At 39.9% G+C, this 23,798-nt stretch carries 21 protein-coding genes and 2 tRNA genes; 16 read left to right on the forward strand and 7 right to left on the reverse strand.

Going from position 1 to position 23,798, the window contains the following annotated elements; genetic code table 11:
- Positions 1 to 70: 70 nt before the first annotated feature.
- The 5 genes from K6I41_RS01445 to K6I41_RS01465 all read right to left on the reverse strand — a co-directional run bounded on the left by K6I41_RS01445 (position 71) and on the right by K6I41_RS01465 (position 3,779).
- On the reverse strand, positions 71 to 1,492 hold the full coding sequence (locus tag K6I41_RS01445) for an amino acid permease (RefSeq protein WP_005300929.1): 1,422 nt from the start codon (positions 1,490 to 1,492) through the stop codon (positions 71 to 73).
- 128 nt (positions 1,493 to 1,620) lie between these two features.
- Positions 1,621 to 1,696 (reverse strand) — tRNA-Glu (locus K6I41_RS01450).
- Between the two features lie 25 nt (positions 1,697 to 1,721).
- Positions 1,722 to 1,797 (reverse strand) — tRNA-Ala (locus tag K6I41_RS01455).
- Positions 1,798 to 1,854: 57 nt separating this feature from the next.
- Positions 1,855 to 3,363 carry a glutamate--tRNA ligase gene (gene gltX, locus K6I41_RS01460; RefSeq protein WP_004789843.1) on the reverse strand — a complete coding sequence of 503 codons (1,509 nt, stop codon included), beginning with the start codon at positions 3,361 to 3,363 and terminating at the stop codon, positions 1,855 to 1,857.
- A gap of 116 nt (positions 3,364 to 3,479) precedes the next feature.
- Positions 3,480 to 3,779 (reverse strand): hypothetical protein, encoded by a 300-nt coding sequence (locus K6I41_RS01465; RefSeq protein ID WP_005300933.1) that lies wholly within the window; start codon positions 3,777 to 3,779, stop codon positions 3,480 to 3,482.
- A gap of 399 nt (positions 3,780 to 4,178) precedes the next feature.
- Between K6I41_RS01465 and K6I41_RS01470 the strand changes: the two genes are divergently transcribed.
- Positions 4,179 to 5,177: a sulfate ABC transporter substrate-binding protein gene (locus K6I41_RS01470; protein WP_250375080.1), complete on the forward strand. Its 999-nt coding sequence runs from the start codon at positions 4,179 to 4,181 to the stop codon at positions 5,175 to 5,177.
- A 68-nt stretch (positions 5,178 to 5,245) separates the two neighbouring features.
- Here K6I41_RS01470 and K6I41_RS01475 read toward each other — a convergent pair whose 3' ends face one another.
- Positions 5,246 to 5,845 carry a TetR/AcrR family transcriptional regulator gene (locus K6I41_RS01475; protein WP_013196687.1) on the reverse strand — a complete coding sequence of 200 codons (600 nt, stop codon included), beginning with the start codon at positions 5,843 to 5,845 and terminating at the stop codon, positions 5,246 to 5,248.
- Positions 5,846 to 5,966: 121 nt separating this feature from the next.
- Here K6I41_RS01475 and K6I41_RS01480 point away from each other — a divergent pair, with 121 nt between their 5' ends.
- From K6I41_RS01480 to K6I41_RS01520, 9 genes are all read left to right on the forward strand, one after another.
- Entirely contained in the window at positions 5,967 to 6,572 is a 606-nt protein-coding gene (locus tag K6I41_RS01480) for an NAD(P)H-dependent oxidoreductase (protein ID WP_151822042.1), read from the forward strand.
- Positions 6,573 to 6,830: 258 nt separating this feature from the next.
- Positions 6,831 to 7,754, forward strand: coding sequence for a 16S rRNA (cytosine(1402)-N(4))-methyltransferase RsmH (rsmH, locus tag K6I41_RS01485; protein WP_005300940.1), 924 nt, complete (start codon positions 6,831 to 6,833; stop codon positions 7,752 to 7,754).
- On the forward strand, positions 7,754 to 8,086 hold the full coding sequence (ftsL, locus tag K6I41_RS01490; RefSeq protein ID WP_004789835.1) for a cell division protein FtsL: 333 nt from the start codon (positions 7,754 to 7,756) through the stop codon (positions 8,084 to 8,086). The genes rsmH and ftsL overlap by 1 nt, the downstream gene beginning before the upstream one ends.
- 11 nt (positions 8,087 to 8,097) lie before the next feature.
- Positions 8,098 to 9,930 (forward strand): penicillin-binding protein PBP3, encoded by a 1,833-nt coding sequence (gene ftsI / locus K6I41_RS01495; protein WP_005300944.1) that lies wholly within the window; start codon positions 8,098 to 8,100, stop codon positions 9,928 to 9,930.
- 3 nt (positions 9,931 to 9,933) lie between these two features.
- Positions 9,934 to 11,433 carry a UDP-N-acetylmuramoyl-L-alanyl-D-glutamate--2,6-diaminopimelate ligase gene (locus K6I41_RS01500; protein WP_250375081.1) on the forward strand — a complete coding sequence of 500 codons (1,500 nt, stop codon included), beginning with the start codon at positions 9,934 to 9,936 and terminating at the stop codon, positions 11,431 to 11,433.
- A gap of 8 nt (positions 11,434 to 11,441) precedes the next feature.
- The gene (locus tag K6I41_RS01505) at positions 11,442 to 12,842 is read left to right on the forward strand and encodes a UDP-N-acetylmuramoyl-tripeptide--D-alanyl-D-alanine ligase (RefSeq protein ID WP_250375082.1); all 1,401 of its coding nucleotides are present in this window, start codon (positions 11,442 to 11,444) and stop codon (positions 12,840 to 12,842) included.
- Complete coding sequence (mraY, locus tag K6I41_RS01510; RefSeq protein ID WP_004789827.1) at positions 12,843 to 13,961, forward strand: phospho-N-acetylmuramoyl-pentapeptide-transferase; 1,119 nt, start codon at positions 12,843 to 12,845, stop codon at positions 13,959 to 13,961.
- A gap of 59 nt (positions 13,962 to 14,020) precedes the next feature.
- Positions 14,021 to 14,353, forward strand: coding sequence for a DUF7709 family protein (locus K6I41_RS01515; protein ID WP_005300952.1), 333 nt, complete (start codon positions 14,021 to 14,023; stop codon positions 14,351 to 14,353).
- Between the two features lie 2 nt (positions 14,354 to 14,355).
- Positions 14,356 to 15,180, forward strand: a complete 825-nt coding sequence (locus tag K6I41_RS01520) for a putative RNA methyltransferase (RefSeq protein WP_250375083.1) — start codon at positions 14,356 to 14,358, stop codon at positions 15,178 to 15,180.
- Positions 15,181 to 15,272: 92 nt separating this feature from the next.
- Here K6I41_RS01520 and ponA read toward each other — a convergent pair whose 3' ends face one another.
- Positions 15,273 to 17,834, reverse strand: a complete 2,562-nt coding sequence (gene ponA / locus K6I41_RS01525; protein ID WP_191900376.1) for a penicillin-binding protein PBP1a — start codon at positions 17,832 to 17,834, stop codon at positions 15,273 to 15,275.
- A gap of 161 nt (positions 17,835 to 17,995) precedes the next feature.
- Here ponA and K6I41_RS01530 point away from each other — a divergent pair, with 161 nt between their 5' ends.
- From K6I41_RS01530 to aroK, 6 genes are all read left to right on the forward strand, one after another.
- The gene (locus K6I41_RS01530) at positions 17,996 to 19,054 is read left to right on the forward strand and encodes a pilus assembly protein PilM (RefSeq protein WP_192834141.1); all 1,059 of its coding nucleotides are present in this window, start codon (positions 17,996 to 17,998) and stop codon (positions 19,052 to 19,054) included.
- The gene (locus tag K6I41_RS01535) at positions 19,054 to 19,695 is read left to right on the forward strand and encodes a PilN domain-containing protein (protein WP_250375084.1); all 642 of its coding nucleotides are present in this window, start codon (positions 19,054 to 19,056) and stop codon (positions 19,693 to 19,695) included. Before K6I41_RS01530 ends, K6I41_RS01535 begins: the two co-directional genes overlap by 1 nt.
- Positions 19,692 to 20,441, forward strand: coding sequence for a type IV pilus inner membrane component PilO (locus K6I41_RS01540; protein WP_250375085.1), 750 nt, complete (start codon positions 19,692 to 19,694; stop codon positions 20,439 to 20,441). Before K6I41_RS01535 ends, K6I41_RS01540 begins: the two co-directional genes overlap by 4 nt.
- A gap of 10 nt (positions 20,442 to 20,451) precedes the next feature.
- On the forward strand, positions 20,452 to 20,979 hold the full coding sequence (locus K6I41_RS01545; RefSeq protein WP_042895464.1) for a pilus assembly protein PilP: 528 nt from the start codon (positions 20,452 to 20,454) through the stop codon (positions 20,977 to 20,979).
- 62 nt (positions 20,980 to 21,041) lie between these two features.
- Positions 21,042 to 23,207, forward strand: coding sequence for a type IV pilus secretin PilQ (locus K6I41_RS01550; RefSeq protein WP_250375086.1), 2,166 nt, complete (start codon positions 21,042 to 21,044; stop codon positions 23,205 to 23,207).
- An 11-nt stretch (positions 23,208 to 23,218) separates the two neighbouring features.
- On the forward strand, positions 23,219 to 23,788 hold the full coding sequence (gene aroK / locus K6I41_RS01555) for a shikimate kinase AroK (protein WP_004789808.1): 570 nt from the start codon (positions 23,219 to 23,221) through the stop codon (positions 23,786 to 23,788).
- The last annotated feature ends 10 nt before the right edge of the window (positions 23,789 to 23,798 follow it).

Here is a 23,798-nt window from a genome sequence, read left to right on the forward strand (position 1 = left end):
TTATATAAAACCAGTATGTAGGCAAAAAAAAGTGTAGCTTTTTGCTACACTTTAATTCAATCAAAGCGAATTAGGCTTTATTGCGGTAAAAAATAAAATAGCTGACATAACATAAAGCTGTAAAAATAAGACAGCCCACAAAACCAGCACGCATTTCAGGGTCTGCAGCCATACTTAAGCAAGTAATAAAGCAGAAAATAAAACCTAAAATTGGAACGATAGGGAATAATGGAGCGGCATATTGTAAGTCTTTAACAGTATGGCCAGATTTGTACCATTGGCGGCGGAAATTGAACTGACTTAAACAGATGCTCATCCAGACAATAACCATGGTAAAAGCAGCTACACCGAGTAGATTCTTAAAAATAGTCTCTGGTGCAAATTGCTCTGATAACAAACCAGGAATTGCTCCAAACATTGTTACAACTAGAGCAACAATAGGCGTCCCACTTCTTGAAAGTTTAGAGAATACGCTAGGTAATAATTTTTGTTCTGACAGTGACCACATCATACGTGAAGCAGCATAAAGTCCTGAGTTTGCTGCTGAAAGCAGAGCTGTAATAATTACAAATCGAATAATATCATCCGCATATGGAATGCCAATATAATTAAATACAGTAACAAATGGACTGCTACTTACGCTTTCACCGCCTAGACCTGCAAGCTGGAAGGGAAGCAAGGCGCTAATAACAATAATGGTACCTACAAAGAAAATAAGAAGACGCCAAATCGCGGCATTAATTGCTTTGGGTACATTCTGAGCTGGATCTTTGGTTTCACCTGCTGCTACGCCAATTAATTCTGTGCCTGAGAAAGCAAAGTTAACAATCAGCATGGTGGTGAAAATAGGAATTAAACCATGTGGGAACCAGCCTTGCGCTGTAAGGTTACTAAATAGCGGTGCAGTTTGGCTGCCATGAAAAGGAATTAAACCAAAAATTGCTAGCAGGCCAAGCACAATAAAAGCAATCACGGTAATGACTTTAACAAGAGCGAGCCAAAACTCAGACTCAGCAAAAATGCGAGTTGAACTAATATTTAAGCCAAAAATAGTGATTGCAAAAACAATTGTCCAGATCCACATTGAAATATGTGGGAACCATTCCTGCATGAGTAATGCCGCAGCTGTGAACTCAGTTCCAAGCGTTGCAGTCCAGGTCAGCCAGTACATCCAGGAAATCATATAGCCAGTACTAGGACTAATATATTTTTTGGCATAAGCACCAAAAGAGCCTGAAACAGGCATGTGTACAGCAAGCTCTCCTAGGCAAAGCATGACCATGTAAGCGATCGCGCCACCAAGTATATAGGCAATAATTGCGCCAATAGCTCCAGTTTGTGAAATGACTTCCCCTGAACCTAAAAAGAGACCAGTTCCGATAGCTCCGCCTAGTGATAACATCACAAGATGGCGAGTACTCATGGCTCTTTTTAAAGGTGCAGTACTGTTCTGATGCTGATGAGCATCTAGTTGATTGTCAGATGGCTGCATATTACACATTGAGAGAATTAAGAAAGACGCTATTTTAGATAAAATAGACAAATGTGCAATCTAGAAAGAGATAAAGAATAAACAGTAAGGTGACGATAGAGTCTTTTTATAATTTTTAAAGCAGAATATGGCGTCCCTACGGGGATTCGAACCCCGGTTACCGCCGTGAAAGGGCGATGTCCTAGGCCTCTAGACGATAGGGACTTGATGAGGCAAACACAAAGGAGCGTGGTGGAGTCAAGCGGGATCGAACCGCTGACCTCTACAATGCCATTGTAGCGCTCTACCAACTGAGCTATGACCCCAGTTTGTGTGAGCGCAATATTAGGGTGGATGCGCTCACACGTCAACAAAAAAATGAATTAAGCTTCGCTAGTTGCTTCATTTTTAGGCAATTTTAGGCTCTCATTGAGTTTTTCCCAATTTTTAACTTCTTTCTTGCTTGGTCCACCCACAACTTCTAAGGCGCGGCGTAAACGAGCGAAAGTTAAATCAGGTCCAAGGGTCACCATCGACTGCATTACAGGTGTTGAACTAGTTGAACCTGCAATTGCGATAAAGAACGCTGGCATGAAATCGCGTAATTTAATCTCCATCTGATTCGCAAGATCCATTAGAGTTTGGCTAACAGTGTCGTTATTCCAAGTAAACTGACCTTCAAGACGCCAAATTGCAAATTGCAGACTTTGACGAACCTGTTCTTGAGTCAATTTTTTGCTTTCAAACATTTCAGCAGTAATTTGTGGCATATGGTTAAAATAGAAACCAGCCCAATTCACAGCTTCTGAAAGTAAATTAATACGCGGTTGAATGGCAGCTGCAATATCTTCTAAAGTGCTGCGATCACTTTTCCATGTTAATAAGCGGTCTAATAATTGACCAGGGGTTAAGCCTTTGATCCATTGACCATTTAACCAATTCAGTTTTTCAACATCAAAAATTGGTCCACCTAGTGAAACACGTTGAATATCAAAGCTATCCATCATGTCTTGTAGCGTAAATACTTCACGCTCATCTGGCATTGACCAGCCCATACGGCCTAAATAGTTTAATAAGGCTTCTGGTAAAACGCCGATATCGCGGTAGTAGTTAATTGATGTCGGGTTCTTACGTTTAGATAATTTTGATTTATCTGGGTTACGCAATAATGGCATGTGACAAAGTGTCGGCATTTCCCAACCAAAATATTGGTAAAGCAACTGATGCTTCGGTGCAGATGGAAGCCATTCTTCACCACGTAATACATGAGTGATTTCCATTAAATGGTCATCGACCACATTCGCTAAATGATAAGTCGGTAACCCATCATTTTTAAGAAGAACTTGCATGTCGACTTGTGCCCAAGGAATTTCAACTTCCCCGCGTAATAAGTCATTAAATTTACAAATACCTTCTTCAGGTACTTTCATACGGATGACATGGGGTTCGCCCGCTTCCAAGCGACGAGTCACTTCTTCTTGAGAAAGTTTTAACCCGCGACCGTCATATTTTGGTGTTTCACCGCGTGCTTGTTGTTCAGCACGCATCTGGTCTAGTTCTTCAGCAGTAGCGAAACAATAAAAAGCATGACCTTTTTCAACAAGTTCTAATGCGTATTGCTTATAAATTCCCATACGTTCAGATTGGCGATACGGTGCATGAGGACCACCTACATCTGGACCTTCAGACCAATTTAGACCTAACCAACGCAATGAATCCAAAATCATTTTTTCAGATTCTGGTGTAGAGCGAAGTTGGTCTGTATCTTCAATTCTTAAAATGAATTCTCCGCCATGTTGTTTCGCAAAACACATGTTAAATAAAGCGATGTAGGCAGTGCCGACATGAGGAAAACCGGTAGGAGAAGGTGCAATACGAGTACGAACTTTCATAGGTAATGGGTCAAAATAAAAATTGAAACTATTATAACGAAAAAGCCCAGTATTCTGACGTTTTATTTAACGTCAGTCTGGGCTAAAACTGAAACGAAGAGGGGGTGTTTCAGATTTTAAGAAGCATGCGGCTGGAAGATTGCCTGAACAAAACGTGAAAAACGTTCGTGTTGTGCAGCAAGAAAATTTTGAGTCGGTGTAACGCGAATAGTATTGAGTACCTTAAGCTCATCATCTGAAGAAGGTAATACAATAGGATTACGTTTCTGTTGATCTAAAGCTTTTTCAATAAGCGAAGTCTGCTTATCTGACCCAGTTTTATTTGGGGTATCTTTAAGTACTGCTGCTGCAGAAAATTGTGATGCTAAACCCAGCACCAAACTTAAGCTTAACGCTTTTCCATAATGAATTTTCATTATTAATCATCCCCTCAGTTCATTACATTTCAACTATTTTTTGAGTTTAACGAAATGTAAAATTACGGTAATGCTACGATTTAAACATAAATCTTAATAAAAAAGTGGAACTGTGTCACACTTTTTACAAAAATTATCTATATTTTAATCTGGTCGACCCCAATGTAGGTCATGTGTATCCTTTACGCTTCATTATTTAACAAATTAATGTGTAGATAAAGTGAAGGCCCTCATTAAGTTGTAAGAATAATTACAAAAAATTTCAAAAATGAAATGATTTAGGCTTCTTAAGCTATATATCTTAAAGAGATTAATAAAAAATATATTAATATAAGTAATTGATTGTAAATTATAAAATTAAAAATATAGTAAAACTAAAACCAATGATGGATTTTGTAAATGAAAAAAATATCAATAATGGCTGTAGCGGTGTACTTGGGAATGGCAACAGCAGCTCAGGCCGCTACTTCTTTTTTAAATGTTTCTTATGATCCGACCCGAGAATTTTATCAAGAATATAATCAGGCTTTTGGGAAGTTCTGGAAACAGCGTACAGGTCAGGATGTTGATTTTAAACAGTCGCATGGTGGGTCTGGTAAACAAGCACGGGCAGTAGCTACGGGGCTTGAAGCCGATGTTGTAACGTTAGCGTTAGCGAATGATATTGATGAGATTGTGAAAGCGGGTTTTATCCAACCAAATTGGCAAAAAGAATTTCCAAACAATTCTGCACCTTATACGTCCACCGTTGTGTTCCTAGTACGAAAAGGTAATCCAAAAAATATACGTGACTGGAATGACTTAACAAAACCAGGTGTGGAAATTATCACCCCTAATCCTAAAACAGGGGGCGCACCGCGTTGGATCTATTTGTCGGCATGGGGTTATGCTTTAAAGCAACCGGGTGGAAATGATGCCAAAGCTCGTGAGTTAGTTAAAAAACTTTATCACAATGTAAAAGTACTTGATTCGGGAGCACGTGGTTCGCTAACAACATTTGCTGAGCGTGGAATTGGTGACGTTTTATTATCATGGGAAAATGAAGCTTTATTGGCGACTAAAGGACCTGATAAAGATAAATATGAAATCGTTTACCCATCAATTTCAATTTTGGCAGAGCCTTCCGTCGCAATTGTAGATAAAACCGTAGATAAAGATGGCAACCGAACATTAGCAAAAGGCTATTTGAACTTTTTATATTCACCGTTAGGGCAAGAGTTGGCGGCTAAACATTATTTCCGACCACGCAATGCGCAAGTGGCTGCTAAATATGCAGCACAATTCCCAAAAATTAAATTATTTACAATTAATGATGTTTTTGGTGGCTGGGCTAAAGCTCAAAAAACTCACTTTGCAAATGGGGCTGTCTTCGATCAAATTTACGATGGGAAGCAATAATTAATTAAGCTTTTGCTTAGAGCCGCTTATTTAACAACTAAGCGGCTCTTTGTATTTTTTAGATTAATTTAAAAATTACCTAATCTTTTTACTAAAGTGTTGATAAAGATATTAATGTAGCGGTCTACATCATCTTTGAAAATCATATATTGTAAAGCTAGCCCATAACTTAATGATACGAGCTCTATAACAATAGAATCATAGTCATCAGGTTCAGTTATCTCCGTTAAAGAAAAGAATTGCTTCATAATCTTCGTTACTTCTTGTTGATGAGTTTTCCAAACCTTTTGATACTCCTCGGCGAAGGTAATATCACGTGCAGCAAATAGCTGTAATTCTATTGATATTTTAAGCCATTCATCGTTTGTAAAAAAAGCTGTCAGCCATTGGCGCAATGAATCAATGAGTTGTTCCGTATTTGAAGGGGTACTGGTAAAGATTTCTTGTAGCTGTAAATTTTCTTTAGCGAATTGAAGCTGCATCAGCTCAAGTAAAAACTCTTCTTTATTGTTGAAATTCGAGTAGAAGGCACCTTGAGTATAACCTGCCTGTTTAGAAAGATTCCTGATAGATACCGCGTTATAACCAAATTCAGAAATGAGAGCAAACCCAGCGTCAATGAGATGTTGCCGAGTTTGTATCTGTTTTTCATTGCGAGAAAGAGTCATAAGAGCCAGATAAATAAAAATTGAGATATCACTTGATATCTTAATTTTTATGAGATATTTTTGCTACTCATTTATTTCAGATATCAACTGATATCTGATTGTGCGACAATAAAGGCGCCATATGTCTCAAGTCTCTAAACGTATTGTAGTTATCAATGGTCATCCATCCGATACTAGTTTTAATCATGCATTGGCTCACAACTATGTAGAGCAAGCAAAAACATTAGGTATTCATGTAGATCTAATAGAAATTGCCAAGTTGGGTTTTGAACCTAATTTAAAATATGGTTATGAGAAACGAATGGAATTGGAACCTGATTTAATGAATGCGCTAGAAAAAATTCAGGCTGCCGATCATTTGGTATGGTTCTTTCCCGTATGGTGGGGAGGACTTCCGGCCATCGCTAAAGGTTTTATTGACCGACTCTTTTTACCGAATCTTGTATTTAGTTACCGAGAAAACAGCAATCGCGTTATTGGTCATTTACAGTCAAAAACAGCACGACTGATTACGACTTTAGATCAGCCGGGTTGGTTTTATCGTTGGTATTATGGTGAGCCAAGTACTCGACAACTTAAAAAAGCGACTTTGCAATTTTGTGGGGTTAGTAAAGTCAAAGTTAATTATGTTGGAACAGTGCGGGGCGCAAGTTCAGACCAACGGCAAAAATGGTTAAATCAAATCGGTAAATATGCAGAAAAAGATTGCCAGTTCATCTCGTCCTAAGGCAAATCGGCAGGAGTTTTTAACAAAATAAGCGTAAAGGAAAAGAGAGTTTTTTAAATAAAGAATTTAATAAAAAAGTTTTATTAATTCGTATTTAACTCTAGAAAATTATTCTTACTTTCTTATTTTGCTTAAAAAGTGCTAACAAAACGGTTTTATCTATGAAAAATTAATATTTTCCTACAAAAAGCCGTTTGGCGTTGGTCATAAACAAGGTGATAATGTGCAGTTACATTTTTACGCAATGATTTAACACCTATGTCGCATATTTCTGTCTTACTTTTTGAGACCGTTGAGAGCTTATTGGCAGATCGCACAACAGGGGTGTATATCGATGCAACCTTCGGAAGAGGTGGGCATACACGTTTATTGCTCTCTAAACTTGATGAAAATGCACGAGTGTATGCATTTGATAAAGACCCTCAAGCACTGGAAGTTGCTGCTGCTTTGGCACAAGAAGATCCAAGATTTACGATCATTCATGCGAGTTTTGCTGATATCAAAGAGAAGATGCAGGAAATTGGCGTGATGAGTGTTGATGGCATTATGGCTGATCTGGGAGTTTCATCTCCTCAACTTGATCAGGCAGAACGTGGTTTTAGTTTCATGCAAGATGGTCCGTTAGACATGCGAATGGATAATTCTAAAGGTTTAACTGCGGCTGAGTGGTTACTTGAAATTGAAGAAGAACAATTAGCAAATATTATTTATCAATATGGTGAAGAGCGTTATAGTCGACGTATTGCTAAAGCCATTAAAAATGCTGGAAAACTAGATACAACTGCTCAATTGGCGGAACTTGTAAAAACAGCTCATCCAAAATGGGAAAAACATAAACATCCAGCGACACGTACATTTCAGGCTATTCGTATTGCTATTAATAAAGAGCTCGAAGATATTGAAGTTTTTTTGCCGCAAGCTGTAGACTTACTCAAACCAGAAGGACGTTTGTCTGTTATTAGTTTCCATTCTCTTGAAGACCGACTGATTAAGCAGTTTATTCAAAAAGAATCTACGTTAGCAGAAGATTTCGGTTGGGGAATGCCAGAACAGCGGGTAGATACAAGAAGATTAAAGAAAATTTCACGGGTTCGTGCGAGTGAAGAAGAAGTAAAAGCGAACCCTCGATCACGTAGTGCATGGCTTCGGGTTGCTGAACGCTTGGAAGAAAAAGGCGCGTAATGAAAAGCAGTGATGAAATCGCAACCACAGAAAACAAAGTGGTGAAAAAAGTTGTGGTGTATACAGTCTTGGTGGCACTTGTTTTTATAAGTGCCATGATGGTGGTATTTCAAGTATTTGAATATCGTCATGATTATAGAGAGCTTAGCTCTTATATGCGTGAACGTGATGATCTCAATGCTGAATGGGGGCGTTTGCTCATTGAGCAACAAACCTTTGGTGCAACGGCACAGATTGGTACACGTGCTGTAACTCAGCTACGGATGTTTTCTCCACCGGCTGCAGAAACGGTGGTAATTTCTTTACCAATGACCTCAGAGCAAAATAAGTAAGGCCTTGCTGTATGGTAGATAAGCGAACAAAACAAACACGGAAAAAACAGCAGTCTATTTCGGAAAAACCAACTCTTGCCTTTGATATGTGGCGGTTTTATCTGCTCTGGGCAGTAGTGTTACTCTGTTTTGTTGTTTTAATTGCACGTGCATTTTATGTACAGGTAATTAATAAGGATTTTTTACAAAACAAGGCCAATGCCAATATTTTGCGTACTGAGCGTGTGGAAGCTATGCGTGGCGTGATTAGTGATCGCCATGGTGTGCCTTTGGCAATTAGTACACCGATCATGAAAATCGTAATGGATCCGCGTGATTATTTCGATACAAAGCATTTATATGACCAAATTACAGCGGAATTAAAGAAAGATCCGAACAATCGTAAATTAAAACGACAATTACCCGATAAAAACTTAAATCTTGATGAATTGGCGGATGTCGTTGGTTTAGACCGTGCCGATCTTAAAAAGCAGATGAATGCACGACCACGTTCTCGTTATCTGGTTCTGAAAAAAGAAATACCGCCGCAACAGGCAGACCTTATTACGAAAGGTAACTTTCAAGGTGTATATGCCGAGAAAACCTATAAGCGTTATTATCCTCAACCACAGCCAAATGCCCAGATTATTGGTCTAACCAACAGTGAAGGCCAAGGGATTGAAGGTTTGGAAATGCAGCTTAATAAACAGCTGTCGGGTGTGGATGGTGAGCAAAAAATTATTCGTGATAAGCGCGGAAACCGCTTAAAAGTTTCAGAGGTTATCCGTGAGGGTGAGCCTGGCGAAAATATCACTTTAAGTATCGATTCTCGTTTGCAATACATTATGTATAGAGAGCTGACCGCAGCTGGTGTTGCAAATAATGCCCGTTCGGCAACGGCAATTGCTGTAGATGTAAAGACTGGTGAAATTCTGGCAATGACCAGTTGGCCGTCATATAACCCGAATGATAAAAATGGTTTGTCTAATAAAGATGCCATGCGTAACCGTGGTGCGATTGATATGTTCGAACCTGGTTCAACCATGAAGCCATTTACAATTTCTTCTGCATTAGAAACTGGGCAATATACGCCTAACACGATTGTAAATACTTCTCCAGGTTCAATGCGTTTAGGTTGGCATACGATTCGTGATACCCACAACTATGGTGCTTTAACTGTTAGTGGCGTCATTATCAAATCTTCAAACGTGGGTTCTGCAAAAATTGCATTGTCACTTCCAAAAGAAACACTACCAAGCTTCTTTAATCGTGCTGGTTTTGGTAAACGCTCGGCTGTGAAGTTTCCGGGGGAAAGTTCAGGTTTAGTGCTTCCAGTAAGTAAATTGAACTCTTCTCAAATTGGTACCATGGCTTATGGTTATGGCCTAAACGCAACTATTCTTCAGTTGGCGCAAGGCTATGCAATGCTTGCAAATCATGGCGTAAAAATGCCTCTAAGCTTGCATAAGCTCGATCAAGCACCTAAAGGTGAGCAAGTTCTTGCTCCAAAAATTGCTGATCAGGTTTTGCTTATGCTAGAGCAGGTTACGATGCCTGGTGGTACTGCCAAGCAAGCTAATATTCCGGGTTATCGCGTTGGTGGTAAAACAGGTACAGCTCATAAACTTCGTGCAGACCGTAAAGGTTATTCAAATAATGAATACCGTGCTTTATTTGCGGGTGTTGCGCCAATTAGTGACCCACGTTTAGCTGTTATTGTGGTTGTTGAAAACCCACAAGGCCGTTATTACGGTGGTTTGGTTGCGGCCCCTGTTTTTGCACGCATTATGCAAGAATCATTACGTTTAATGAATGTGCCGCTTGATAAGCCCCTTGATACTTCAGTAAATCCTATTCGCAGGTAAGCTATGTCTGTTTCTTTTCAAGAAATTAATCCAGTCGAGATTAATGCACAGTGGTCTCAGCAGCCTTTTCACGGCTTTAGTCTAGACAGCCGTAAGGTTGAGTCAGGCCAAATTTTTATTGCTTTGACCAGTTATAGCCAACCTGAAAAAACACGTGCTTTTGCTGAGTCAGCGCTAGCAAATGGCGCACTTGCGATCATTAGCGAGACGGAATTAGGTGTAGCAAATGAATGGGTATGCCCTGATGTACGTCAGCGCATGGGCGAATGGCAAGAGCGTTATTTACAACATATTGACCCTGTTACACCAGCGCGTATTGTTGCAGTAACAGGCACAAATGGTAAAACGACAATTTCACGTTTAGTTGCTGAATTAATTAGTTCACAACAACAGCGCTGTGCTGTGATGGGAACAACTGGTAATGGTATTTTGCCTGATCTGACACCATCAACTCATACTACGCTCGATGCTTTACAACTACAAAATGCATTACATGATTATGCTAAACAAGGTGCAACTTTCGCTTCTTTGGAAGCAAGCTCACATGGTTTAGAGCAAGGTCGTTTAAATGGTTGTGCGATTGAAATTGCTGTTTATAGTAATTTGAGTCGTGACCATCTGGATTATCATGGCACTTTAGAAGCCTATGCAGAAGCAAAGGCTCTCTTATTCCGTTTTAATTCTTTAAAAGTAGCTGTTATTAATCTTGATGATGAACATGCTGCTCTTATGATAAATGCGGCAAAACAAAATCCTGCTCAGCCAAAGATTCTGACGTATTCACTTACCCAAAATACGGCTGATTATTATATTAGTGACTTAAGTTACAGTTTGGCAGGGGCGACTTTTAATTTAGTCAGCTCGCAAGGTTCTTTTGCTGTTCAAAGTCCATTATTGGGACATTTCAATGTCGAAAACCTGATTGCAGCGCTTATTGCTGCTGAGCAAGCGGGTTTTGATTTAAAAGCATTAGTCGCTTTTGTTCCTGAGCTGATTGGTGCACCGGGACGAATGCAGGTCATTCGTGATGGTGAACGTTTATTTGTTGTGGATTATGCGCACACCCCAGATGCTTTGATTCAGGTGCTTAAGACTTTAAAACGTCACGTATCTAATCAGCTTTGGGCAGTATTCGGGTGTGGTGGAGATCGTGACCGTGGTAAACGTCCACTCATGACTCAAGCAGCATTGGATGGAGCGAATCCGATTATTCTGACTTCGGATAATCCAAGAACTGAAGACCCTGAACAAATTTTTGCTGATATGAAGCAAGGAATTGATTTCTCTGGGCATCACATGCAGGAAATTCATGATCGCCGTGAAGCAATTAAATTTGTTGCACAGCAAGCTCAAGCTGGTGATATTGTGGTTATTGCTGGTAAAGGTCATGAAAATTATCAAGAAATTAATGGTGTGCGCCACTGGTTTGATGATGTTGTCGAAGTACAATCAGCAATTGCTGCGCAACACCATACTGTAGACGCTGCTTACCCTGCACAATAGGATTATTTATGCATACTTCAACCACCAGTACCGTGCCTTTGGAACCGTGGACAGCTCAACAATTACAACAGGCAACGCAGGGTTATTGGCATAAAGACCAGATCCCTCAAACTGAAATTAAACGTATTTTGACGGACTCTCGTCATGCGGAAACTGGGGATGCCTTTTTAGCTCTAAAAGGTGAGCGTTTTGATGCACACGACTTTGTAGCTCAGGTTGCCGCGAATGGTTGTCAAATAGCCATTGTTGAACGTCCTTTAGATATAGAAATTGCACAGTTAGTTGTTGCCGATACTCGCTTGGCTTTGGGGCAACTTGGCGCTTATCGCCGTGAGCAAAATACCCAATTAAAAGTGATTGCTTTAACAGGCAGTAGCGGTAAAACCACAACTAAAGAAATGTTGGGAAGTATATTATCGCGCTTAGCTCCGACATTAATTACCCGTGGTAATTTAAATAATGACCTTGGTGTGCCCATGATGCTGCTAGAGCTTCGTAAGGAACATCAATATGCGGTGATGGAGTTGGGTGCAAGCCATCAAGGTGAAATTGACTATACTTCTAAATTAGTTCAGCCTCATGTTGCAGGCATTTTAAATATTGGTACAGCTCATCTGGGCGAATTTGGTGGGCGTGAAGGTATTTGCCGAGCTAAATCGGAAATTTATCGTCATATTTTACCAAATGGCGTTGCAATCGTACCGCAACAAGATGATTTCAGTGCTGAGATTTTTGACGCAGCAAAAGCGCATCGTATTTCTACATTTGGTGTAGGTGGCGATGTTTATGCAACAGATATTGAATTATTACCTCAATCAACAAATTTTACGCTACATACGCCGCAAGGCGTCAGTGCCGTTAAACTCCCTTTTGCAGGTGAGCATAATGTTCAGAATGCAACCGCAGCTGTAGCCTTTGCTTTAGCAATTGGTATTGGACTAGAAGATATTGTCCAAGGCTTAGAGCAAGCTCAGGGAGCTAAGGGTCGTCTTAACTTTATTCAAAAGTCACCTTACTTATTTATTGATGATACCTATAATGCCAATCCGACCTCAATGCGTGCTGCTGCACAAGTGTTGTTGCAGCAACAAGGCTTAAAAGTGATGGTCATGGGGGATATTGGTGAGTTAGGTGATAGCAGTTGGCAAGAACACCACGATTTAGGCCGTTATCTTGCTGAGCTTCCTTTAGATCATATTATTGCAGTTGGGCAGTTTGCTCCAGCCGCTCTCGAGGGTGCAGACTCTCATTTCAATAAAGTGAAAGCATTTCAGACACAAGCTGAGGCGCTTCCATTTTTAATCAATCTAATCCAAACACATCAACCACAGTCCATGAGTTTCCTGTTTAAAGGTTCTCGCTTTACTCATATGGAAACGTTGATGGCTGATTTGATGGAGAAACTTTAAATGCTGTTATGGTTGTTTGAACAACTTGCGGGCTATCACAGTTCGTTTCAGGTCGTTCGTTATTTAACATTACGTTCTTTACTCAGTGTATTAACTTCACTGACCATTGGTTTGGTCCTCGGGCCGATCATGATTCGTAAATTACAAGCGTTAAAATACGGTCAGGCAGTAAGTTCATTTGCTCCTGAAAATCATGCTAAAAAGATGGGTACACCAACCATGGGCGGGATTTTAATTCTGCTTTCAATTGGTATTAGTACTTTACTCTGGGCTGATTTATCTAACCCTTATGTCTGGATTGTGCTTGGTGTAATGGTTGTATTCGGGGCTGTGGGCTGGGCAGATGACTGGATTAAAATTCGCTATAAAGACAATGCAGGTTTACCTGCCCGTAAGAAGTTTTTCTGGACTTCTGTTGCATCGCTTGGGGCTGGTATTGCTTTATATTTAATTGCAACCCAACAGTCGAATGCTGAACATACGGCAAACATGCTGGATTTATTGATTCCATTCTTTAAGAATCTTTCAATTCCACTCTCTATGGTTCCTTTGGGCTTGGCATTTATTGTATTTACCTATCTAGTTATTAATGGTGCTTCTAACGCCGTTAACTTAACTGATGGTTTAGATGGTTTGGCAATCATGCCTGTTGTAATGGTCGCTACGGGCTTAGGTGTATTTGCTTACTTGTCAGGTGACATCCGTTTCGCTAACTATTTGCATATTCCCTATGTGAAATATACCTCTGAGCTTGTTGTAATCTGCTCTGCCATGATTGGTGCGGGTTTGGCATTTCTTTGGTATAACGCACACCCAGCTCAAATCTTTATGGGTGATGTTGGTGCATTAGCTTTAGGCGCGATGCTTGGAACAATTGCTGTTATGGTACGCCAAGAAATCGTATTTGCGATTATGGGTGGTGTATTTGTAATGGAGGCTGTATCTGTCTTCTTGCAAATTGGATCGCTGCGGATGCGTAATAAACGCGTGTTCTTAATGGCACCGCTGCATCATCACTATGAAAAGCAGGGCTGGAAAGAAACCCAAGTTGTGATTCGTTTTTGGATTATTACAATTATATTAGTAGTTTTAGGTCTAATGACTTTAAAATTGCGATAGATCTTATTTTAGTGTCAATATAAAGCCAGTTCTACTGGCTTTTTTTATTGGAGAGATGAATGACAAAAGTTGCTGGTCTAGACCAATTATCTGTAATTAATCAGAAAGTAGTTGGAGAAGGCGAAGTATTACCTCAAGTTGTGCTTAAAGATGGAAGTCAGGTACAAACCGGAACTGTCGCTACAATGCTGCATAATATTGAATTATATAATGCAGGCCAAAGAGGTCAGATTGAGGAAGAATTAAAGATTGCTATTCCAACTTTAGTCAAAGTGGGGCTATTTGATTTATTTCAGGTAGATGAATGGATTAAGGGAACAAATGCAGGGCGTACATTTGTGGGAATGCATGCAAAGTCTTATTTACAACATAAAGAACAAGAGAACAATTAAAAGTGACTAAGCAAATTTTAATGTGTCCTGTGTGTCGTCAGTCTCTCGATTTAAATGAAAAAACTTGGCGATGTGGACAAGGGCATAGTTATGATGTCGCTAAACAAGGTTATGTGAACTTACATGTTGTGCAACATAAACATAGTAAAAACCCTGGAGATACGCCAGAGTCGGTCGATGCACGAAGAGCTTTTTTACAAGGTGGTTATTATCAACCTCTGCAACATGCTGTAGTCGCTTTATTAAAACAATTAGATGTAAAAACCGTACTTGATATCGGGTGTGGTGAGGGCTATTACACCAGTGCCATGCAGCAAGTCGTTGAGCAATGTATTGGTGTTGATATTGCAAAAAATGCGGTACAGCGTGCAGCAAAGCTTAATGCTGAGGTGACTTGGGTTGTGGGGACTGGTGCGACTTTGCCTGTACTTGATCAAAGCATGGATGCATGTACCAGTTTGTTTAGCCCAATTCCACAGGCAGAAATTGCTCGTGTTTTAAAGGATGATGGATATTTAATTGTTGTCACTCCTGCATCTGAACATTTGTATGCAATGCGTGAGGCTCTATTTGAGCAGGTTAACCCTCATATACCAGAAAAGTTTGTAGAGCAGTTGCAAGATTTGTTTGAGCTTAAACAAGAGCAAATTATTAATGCCCCTTTTGTGCTTGATCAACAGGCTTTAAAAAATCTGATTGCTATGACACCTTATGCTTATAAAGCCTCTCCTGAGCGTCGTTTGCAGTTAGAGCAGCAGTCGCAATTAGAGGTAACGGCATCTTTTCAAATTTATGTCTTTCAGAAGCGTAATAAAATAGCTAGTTAACAGTCTATTTTTAAAAGCATAAAAAAAGCCATCTGATGATTTATTTTTAAGAGCGCAAAAAAAAGCCATCTGATGATGGCTTCTTTTTTTTGCTATTCAATCTGATTAATCAGATTTTCTAGTTCATCTTTCTCACGCTTCGGCGCTGCTCCCTGTGAAGGCTTCATCGCAGGAGGTGCAGCTTTTGATGGAATAACAATTTCCTCACCTGGTAAATCGGAGAAGTCATTGTCATTGCTCAGTTTTGGTTGTGGTGGTGCTGGGCGATATAGCGGGCGTGCTAATGGTGGAGCTGCACGATAAGTTTTCTTATCGCCTACCTCAGTAACAGTTTGTTGTTTGTCACGTGAAATAGGACCTTGGGCATCTTTATCTAAACGAACCCAAGATGCTGGCGTACCTTGCAAAGCTTGACCCATAAAGTTAATCCAGATCGGTAATGCAGCAATACCACCATACTCACGTCGACCTAATGTTGTCGGTTGGTCAAATCCAACCCACGTTACAGTCACTAATTTGCCGTTAAAACCTGCAAACCATGCATCTTTTGCATCGTTGGTTGTACCTGTTTTACCGCCTAAATCACTACGGCCAATTTTAAGTGCGGCACGGCCTGTACCATGCTCAATTACATCACGTAAAATGTTCGCCATATCGTAAGCAGAGCTTGATTTTAAAATACGTTGAGCTTGGCGATATTCGCTATTCGCTTTATCAGTTTGTTTAAGATTAAGTTGCTTAGCTGCCTTTTCTTTCTGCTCTACGTCTTTGTTAGTAACCTCAATCACTTCATCATCTGTTGTCGTAGCCTTCTGCTCGTCATCAGTTGTGTCTGGCGCATTAATACATGGAATACATGCATATTCTGGCTTAGCTTGATAAATCACTTTACCGTATGCATCTTCAATACGCTGAATAAAGTGTGGTTGAACGCGATAACCGCCATTTGCAAAAGTTGCGTATCCAGTTGCCATTTGAATTGGTAAAACTTGAGGTGTACCTAGAGCAATAGTGTAGTTACGTGGAATTTGATCTTCTTGTAAACCAAAATCCATGAATAACTGGCGAGTACGTTCAATTCCCACCGTTTGCAAAAGGCGTACAGACACGGTATTACGAGACAAATACAAAGCACGACGTAATGGAATCATCCCTAAATAACGACCATCTGAGTTTCTCGGTGTCCACTTGCCAATTGTGATAGGACTATCATTCACCATGCTGTACGGCGTCATACCGCGTTCAAGTGCCAATGCATAGACAAACGGTTTGATCGTTGAACCGGGTTGGCGCCAGCCTTGTAAGGCACGGTTAAATTTCGATTGATAGAAGTTATAACCACCTACAATTGCTTCAATTGAACCATCATTCGGGTTAATCGCAATAAGTTGACCTTGAACTTTTGGAACCTGAACTAAAGACCATGCTGTTTTTGCATCATTTGGACGTAAGCGAACAATATCTTTAACTTGAACAATTTGAGATGCACGTGAAGGAGCACCACCTACACTATTCGCATTGCGATAGGGGCGAGCCCATGACATACCTGACCACTGTACAGTAACGGTTGTGCCATCTTGCATTAATGCATCAAAAGAGCTGCTATTTACCTTGGTAACTTGTGCCGGGTAGGTATTGGCATATGCTCTAAATTCATTTAGTGGTTTATCGTGTGCTTCCGCACCACGCCAGCCATGGCGACGATCGTAAGCTTCAAGACCATCTTGTACAGATTTCTCTGCAATCGCTTGGCGTTTAGCATTGATGGTTGTATAGACTTTATAGCCAGAATCAATGGCTTGTTCGCCAAAATGCTTTACAAGCTCCGAACGAACCATTTCGCCCGCATACGGGTGAATATTATTTAAATCCCGATTGGGCATGTTTAGATTAATCGGTTCAGCTACAGCTTTTTGATATTCTGTTTGAGAGATATAACCCAGCTGTAACATACGACCTAAAATCCAGTTGCGGCGTTCAAGTGCGCGTTCAGGATTAACCACAGGATTGTATTTAGAAGGTGCTTTTGGCAAACCTGCAATCATTGCCATTTGAGCAATACTAAGCTCATTAATACTTTTGTTGTAATAAATTTTGGCTGCTGCTGCGATACCGTAGGCATTTTTTCCTAAGAAGATTTTATTCACATACAGACTGAGAATTTCTTCTTTAGATAAATTTTGCTCAATTTTTCGAGCTAAAAAGATCTCGGTTATTTTACGTTTTAAGGTTCTTTCTGGACTCAAATAATAGTTCTTTGCAACCTGCATGGTAATGGTTGAACCACCAGTTTGCACATCAGAACCAGTTACACTTTCACTTAAAGCACGCCCTAAACCTTTAAAACTGATCCCGCTATGTTCAAAGAAAGAAGAATCTTCTGCTGCTAAAAATGCATGAATAAAAGCAGGAGGAATTTGTTTGTATTCAACTGGAATAGAAAGCTTACCACCATACTCGGCAATCAGTTGATTGTCCGAGGTATAGACCTGTAGCGGTTTTAAAAGCGGAGCTTTTTTTAGTGAACTCATTTCAGGGAGCGATGGGGCGATATAGAGATACATGCCATAAAAGCCCATCGGAAGTGAGACTAAGATAATAATAATGATCAAAAAAATTGGACGCACGAAGCCCAAACTGGATAGCTTTTTCATGATAAGTAAGCTTTAATAAGATCGAATACAAACTAATTGTGGTCAGTATAGCCTTTAGACATGCGGATTGTTAGATGAGATATTGTATCCGTGTAAAAATAAAGACCTAGATTATTGGTTTGTAATTTTTTTTGGGGATAAAAAAATAATAGGACAATAGTGTGCTCAGGTTATATCGTAAACCGAATAAGGGGTTAATGGGTGTCGATATTAGTTCGACTTCTGTTAAGTTGTTAGAGCTCTCTGTTAAGAACGGTAAATATTGGGTGGAAAGCTATGCTTTGATGCCTTTACCCGAGAACAGTGTAGTTGAAAAAAATATCTTGAATCCAGAGGCAGTAGCAGAAGTTTTGGAACGGGCGATGAATTTAGCAAATCCCCAAACCAGTAACGCTGCAATTGCTGTTCCAACATCGACGGTTATTCATAAAACCATCGAAATGGATGCAGATATGAATGATGACGAACGAGAAGTTCAGATTCGTTTAGATGCGGAGCAGTATATACCGTTCCCTTTGGATGAAGTGAGTCTTGATTTTGAGGTTTTACCAGATCGACTGCCTAATCCAAACCGTGTAAATGTACTTCTAGTTGCAACAAGAACAGAAAATGTTGAAACACGAGTAGAAGTGCTGGAGTTGGTGGATCTAACGCCTAAGCTTGCTGATGTCGAAAGTTATGCTGTCGAGCGCGCTTTTAGTGTATTTGCTGATAGTTTGCCCATGGGTGCAAATACCATTGGTATTTTAGATATCGGCCATACCATGACTACATTATCGGTTATGCAAAGTGGCAAAATCATTTATACCCGTGAACAAGTCTTCGGCGGCAAGCAGCTTACTCTGGAAATTCAAAGCCGTTATGGTTTGTCATTGGAAGAAGCGGGACGAGCTAAAAAAGAACGCTCTTTACCCGATGACTATGACATCGAAGTCTTAGAGCCATTTTTAGATGCGGTAGTGCAGCAAGCAGCCAGATCTCTACAATTTTTCTTTTCTTCATCACAGTTCAATGAAATAGACCATATTTTACTAGCAGGTGGGAACGCCAATATTCCTGGACTTGCCAAATTGTTGCAGCAAAAACTTGGTTACCGTGTGACCATTGCCAATCCATTTTTACAAATGGGTTTTTCTCCTCAAGTCGATATTCAAAAAATTGAAAATGATGCCTCATCATTAATGGTGGCATGTGGCTTGGCTTTAAGGAGTTTTGATTAATGGCAATAATTAATTTACTCCCTTGGCGTGATGGGCTTAGGGAACAGCGCAAAAAACAATTTATTATTTTCTGTTTTGGAGTAGTTGTTCTGGGGATCACCACTGTATTTTCTGGGTGGTTTTATTTGAATCAAAAATTAGATGATCAAGAACAAGCTAATCAACTCATTACCAGTACAAACCAGAGTCTAGATCAACAGCTTAAAACCTTAAATGGCTTGCAAGAGCAACGTGATGCCATTATCGAACGTATGAAACTTATTCAGGGGTTGCAAAGTCAACGTCCTGTTGTTGTGCGTTTGGTGGATGAATTGGTACGGGTGACTCCGGCAGCGATGTATTTGACTAAATTTAGCAGAACTGGAGATAAGTTTACCATTGAAGGTAAAGCAGAAAGTCCAAATACGGTCGCGGAGTTATTACGTAATCTCGAAGCATCACCATGGTATCGCAATGCTTTTATGAACTCTTTCTTGGCGACCGAAGAGAAAAAAGATAAGACGGCGAGTTCACTGCTTCCTAGAGTAGAAGATAGTTATGGCAGTTTTGTTGTGACTGTTGATTTAGGAGAAATGGGGGTGACTACAACAGATGATACCGCGAATACGTCTGTAAGTGCGGATAAGGGGGCGGTTAAATGAGTCCGGATGAACTTCATGAGTTGTCGTTAGAACAAGCTCCATCTAAGAAAAAGCAGATCACTTTAGAAAAATTTCTTCAGCAATTTAACACACTAGATATGAACAGTTACGGTAGCTGGCCATTATCTGTGAAAATTACGTGCTGGATTTTTATTTTCTTTGCTGTGTTGGCTTTAGGATACTTTGTTGTTATTCAGCCAAAGCTTCAAGCAATTGATAATGCGCAGGCACAAGAAAGTAATTTGTTGAATGAGTTTCGCGAAAAAGATTCAAAATTACGTAACTTGCGGCAATATCAACTTCAACTCCAAGAGATGCAAGCAAACTTTAATCAGCAGTTAGAGCAACTGCCAAAAGAAACCGAGATTCCAAGTTTGGTTGAGGACATTAACTTAACTGGTGTGAGCTCTGGTCTGAAGTTTAAAAATATTCGTTTAGAAGATGAAGTGAAGCAGGAAATCTTTATTGAACAGCCTATTACGATGGAAGCAACTGGCGATTATCACGCTTTTGGTGCTTTTGTTAGTAGTATTGCGGCATTACCACGTATTGTGACGATGCATGATTTTGTTGTAGAAGCTGCACCTGTTAAAGATAGTAAGTCGGATATTCCTGTCCTTAATTATTCTATTAAAGCAAAAACTTATCGCTATATGGGCGCCGTAGAAAATGCTGAACATCCGGAAAACAACGCTTCGGCTTCAGTAGCACCTGTTTCCTCTACTGCTAATACACAGTCGAAATAGGAGCATTACAATGAAACTTAAGCAAATTTCTTTTTCTATTTTGGCATGTTTAGTTTTAGTTGGATGTGACTCGAGAATTGATGCTGTAAATCAGCAAATGGCAAATATACGTAATCAGCCACCACAGCCGATAGATCCAGCACCTGTTTTCACGCCTGTACCACAATTTAACTATGCGGCTCATCAGCTAAAGAGTCCATTTTTACCAAGCTCACTTGCTGCTGAGCTCAAAATTATGGCAGGAAAACGGGTGTATCCGAACTTCTCACGTGCACCTCAGCCTCTAGAAAGTTATGCATTAGAATCCTTAAACATGAAAGGAAGCATACGTAATAACCGTGGGCAAGTATTGGCTCTTATCCAATCACCCGATCAGCAAATTGAACGGGTACAGGTGGGGAACTATATCGGGATGAACCAAGGGCGTATTACCCATATTGGTCCAACCCAGATTGATCTGGTAGAGATTGTTCCTGATGGGCGCGAAGGCTATGTGGAGAGACCAAGAACCTTAGTGTTAATTGGACCCGCACCCTAAAATTTAGGGAATAACAAAGAAAAAGTATTTTTAAAGATTATTTAATTGGGGATGGTCAGACAATGAATCACGTATTCCGTCAGTTTTCTATGGGGGCTGTAGCCATTGCACTTATGCAGGTTGCCTCTGCACAGGTCAGCATGACCAATATTGTACCAACGCAAATTGCAGGTCAGGGTACAGAAATTCGAGTTATGTTTAATGGTTTGCCACCACAACCACAGGCATACCAACTTGAAAATCCTTCACGTTTGATTTTGGATTTTAATAAAGCTCAGCAGACTTTAACACAGTCAAAAGTAGCAATTGGTACAAATGAAGCAAGCTCAGTTGATGTAAGTTCTGATGATCAGCGCTCACGTTTAACTGTAAATTTAAAAGAGGCAGGTGCGTTTACAACGCGCATTGAAGGCAATACTTTTATTCTAAAGATTAATTCAGCTCAAGCAGCTATTAAGCCTTTACCAACCACTACAGTACAGCCGCAAGGTGTCTCAAATATTGGCTTTCAGCGCGGTGGTCAAGGTGAAGGATTAATTGTTATTGATTTATTGGGAAGTAATACCCCTGTTGATGTTCAGCAACAAGGTAGCAAAGTCGTAGTGAGAACTCTGGGCTCTAAAATTCCTACCCATTTGGCTAAACGTTTAAATGTGAACGATTTTGCAACTCCTGTTTCTACCATTGAATCTTATAACGAAAAAGGCAATGGTGTTATTACGGTCCAATCTACTGGTAGCTATGAATATATGGCTTATCAAGCGGAAAATAAACTCACCATTAGCTTAAAGCGTCCTCAGGATAAAAACGTAACTTCTTTATATAAGACACCTAATTACTCTGGTAATAAGCTTTCTCTTGATTTCCAAGATATTGAAGTCCGTCGTGTTTTACAATTACTTGCCGATTTTACTGGCATTAATATGGTAGCCGCCGATAGTGTTCAGGGTAATATTACTTTGCGCTTGAAAGATGTTCCGTGGGATCAGGCACTTGATATTATTTTAAAGACTAAAAATCTGGATAAACGCAGAAATGGTAACGTTATTTGGATTGCGCCTGTTGCGGAATTGATTAAGGCTGAAGAAGAAGAAGCAAAAGCTGTCGCACAGAGTGTCAAACTCGCTCCTTTGCAAACTGAGTATATTCAACTTAAATATGCGCAAGCACACGATATTATGGGTTTAATTACTCAAGGTTCAAATAATGGCAATGGTTTGCAGCATACTTCAGGTGGGGGTACTTCAACTTCTACTAACTTAAATACGGGTGTTGATAGTTTAGGAAATAATGTAGGAAGTTTATTGAGTCCACGTGGAACAATTACTCAAGATGATCGCACCAATACCTTGATTATTAACGATACAGCTCAGTCGATTGATCAAATTCGTAAAATGATTGATTTACTGGATGTACAAGTTAAGCAGGTCATGGTTGAGGCACGTATTGTTAGAGCATCTACTTCTTTTACTAAAGAGCTTGGTGTTAAATGGGGAATATTATCGCAAGGGATTACCAATAATAATAACTTGCTGGTTGGTGGTAGTGAAACAACCTTATGGAATTTAAGAAAGCCAGAAAAAGACAGTACAACGGGTGGTTATACATATACGATTGAACGTCCAGATAACTTAAACGTCGATTTAGGGGTAACCAATCCGGCTGGAAGTATTGCCTTTGGTTTGATTAGCATGTCTGATTTTATGCTTGATCTTGAACTTTCAGCATTACAAGCTGATGGCTATGGTGAGGTTATTTCTACACCTAAAGTCATGACGGCAGATAAACAACCAGCGAAAGTTGCAACAGGTCAGCAGGTCCCTTATCAATCTACAACGAACTCTGCTGCAGGCTCAACCGCTACAACCTCATTTAAAGATGCGCTGTTAAGCTTAAACGTGACACCAAGTATTACACCTGATGGTAAGATCCAAATGAAATTAGATATTTCGAAAGATTCTGTTGCTGGTGCTGCTCCTAATGGTGAGTTAATTTTAAATAAAAATCAGATTAACACCAATGTATTGGTTAATAACGGTGAAACAGTCATTTTAGGAGGGGTATTTGAACAGACGACATCTAACTCACAAACCAAGGTTCCTTTCTTTGGTGATATTCCTGTACTTGGGCATTTATTCAGAAAAGATGTGAAATCTGATGATAAACAAGAGTTACTGATTTTCGTTACTCCACGAATTGTTAATGACACTTTGGTGAGAAATCATTAATATATTTTTTAATGAAAGCAATTGAAATAGGTGGCGCCTTGCCAAGCAAAGCGTTTGAAACCCTGCCAAATATTTATTTGGTGGGGCCCATGGGGGCAGGAAAAACAACCGTTGGACGTCATTTAGCCGAAATATTAGGGCGTGAATTTTTAGATAGTGATCATGAAATTGAACGCAAAACAGGGGCTACTATTCCTTGGATTTTTGAAAAAGAAGGGGAATTCGGATTTCGTGCTCGTGAAACCATAGTTTTGAATGAGTTAACTTCCCGTAAGGCTTTGGTTTTAGCAACAGGTGGTGGTGCCATTACTCAAGCACCCAATCGTGAGTTTCTAAAGCAACGTGGTATAGTTGTTTATCTTTACACTCCTGTGGAACTACAATTACAACGAACTTATCGCGATAAAAATAGACCTCTATTACAAGTTGAAAACCCTGAACAAAAATTGCGAGATTTGTTAAAAATACGTGATCCTTTATATCGTGAAGTTGCTCATTACACGATTGAAACCAATCAGGGTGCTGCACGCGATCTTGCTCAAAAGATTCTGCAACTTATTTTATCTAACACGCTAAAATAGCCAAACTTAC

Source organism: Acinetobacter sp. AS23 (assembly GCF_023612055.1).
GTDB lineage: Bacteria > Pseudomonadota > Gammaproteobacteria > Pseudomonadales > Moraxellaceae > Acinetobacter > Acinetobacter oleivorans.

Coding starts and splice junctions, on each gene's coding strand:
- K6I41_RS01465 (WP_005300933.1), bottom strand. CDS start 3,779: ATGAAAATTCATTATGGAAAAGCGTTAAGCTTAAGTTTGGTGCTGGGT.
- K6I41_RS01470 (WP_250375080.1), top strand. CDS start 4,179: ATGAAAAAAATATCAATAATGGCTGTAGCGGTGTACTTGGGAATGGCA.
- K6I41_RS01550 (WP_250375086.1), top strand. CDS start 21,042: ATGAATCACGTATTCCGTCAGTTTTCTATGGGGGCTGTAGCCATTGCA.
- rsmH (WP_005300940.1), top strand. CDS start 6,831: ATGTCGCATATTTCTGTCTTACTTTTTGAGACCGTTGAGAGCTTATTG.
- K6I41_RS01480 (WP_151822042.1), top strand. CDS start 5,967: ATGTCTCAAGTCTCTAAACGTATTGTAGTTATCAATGGTCATCCATCC.
- K6I41_RS01515 (WP_005300952.1), top strand. CDS start 14,021: ATGACAAAAGTTGCTGGTCTAGACCAATTATCTGTAATTAATCAGAAA.
- mraY (WP_004789827.1), top strand. CDS start 12,843: ATGCTGTTATGGTTGTTTGAACAACTTGCGGGCTATCACAGTTCGTTT.
- ponA (WP_191900376.1), bottom strand. CDS start 17,834: ATGAAAAAGCTATCCAGTTTGGGCTTCGTGCGTCCAATTTTTTTGATC.
- K6I41_RS01535 (WP_250375084.1), top strand. CDS start 19,054: ATGGCAATAATTAATTTACTCCCTTGGCGTGATGGGCTTAGGGAACAG.
- ftsL (WP_004789835.1), top strand. CDS start 7,754: ATGAAAAGCAGTGATGAAATCGCAACCACAGAAAACAAAGTGGTGAAA.
- ftsI (WP_005300944.1), top strand. CDS start 8,098: ATGGTAGATAAGCGAACAAAACAAACACGGAAAAAACAGCAGTCTATT.
- K6I41_RS01540 (WP_250375085.1), top strand. CDS start 19,692: ATGAGTCCGGATGAACTTCATGAGTTGTCGTTAGAACAAGCTCCATCT.
- gltX (WP_004789843.1), bottom strand. CDS start 3,363: ATGAAAGTTCGTACTCGTATTGCACCTTCTCCTACCGGTTTTCCTCAT.
- K6I41_RS01545 (WP_042895464.1), top strand. CDS start 20,452: ATGAAACTTAAGCAAATTTCTTTTTCTATTTTGGCATGTTTAGTTTTA.
- K6I41_RS01445 (WP_005300929.1), bottom strand. CDS start 1,492: ATGCAGCCATCTGACAATCAACTAGATGCTCATCAGCATCAGAACAGT.
- K6I41_RS01505 (WP_250375082.1), top strand. CDS start 11,442: ATGCATACTTCAACCACCAGTACCGTGCCTTTGGAACCGTGGACAGCT.
- K6I41_RS01475 (WP_013196687.1), bottom strand. CDS start 5,845: ATGACTCTTTCTCGCAATGAAAAACAGATACAAACTCGGCAACATCTC.
- aroK (WP_004789808.1), top strand. CDS start 23,219: ATGAAAGCAATTGAAATAGGTGGCGCCTTGCCAAGCAAAGCGTTTGAA.
- K6I41_RS01500 (WP_250375081.1), top strand. CDS start 9,934: ATGTCTGTTTCTTTTCAAGAAATTAATCCAGTCGAGATTAATGCACAG.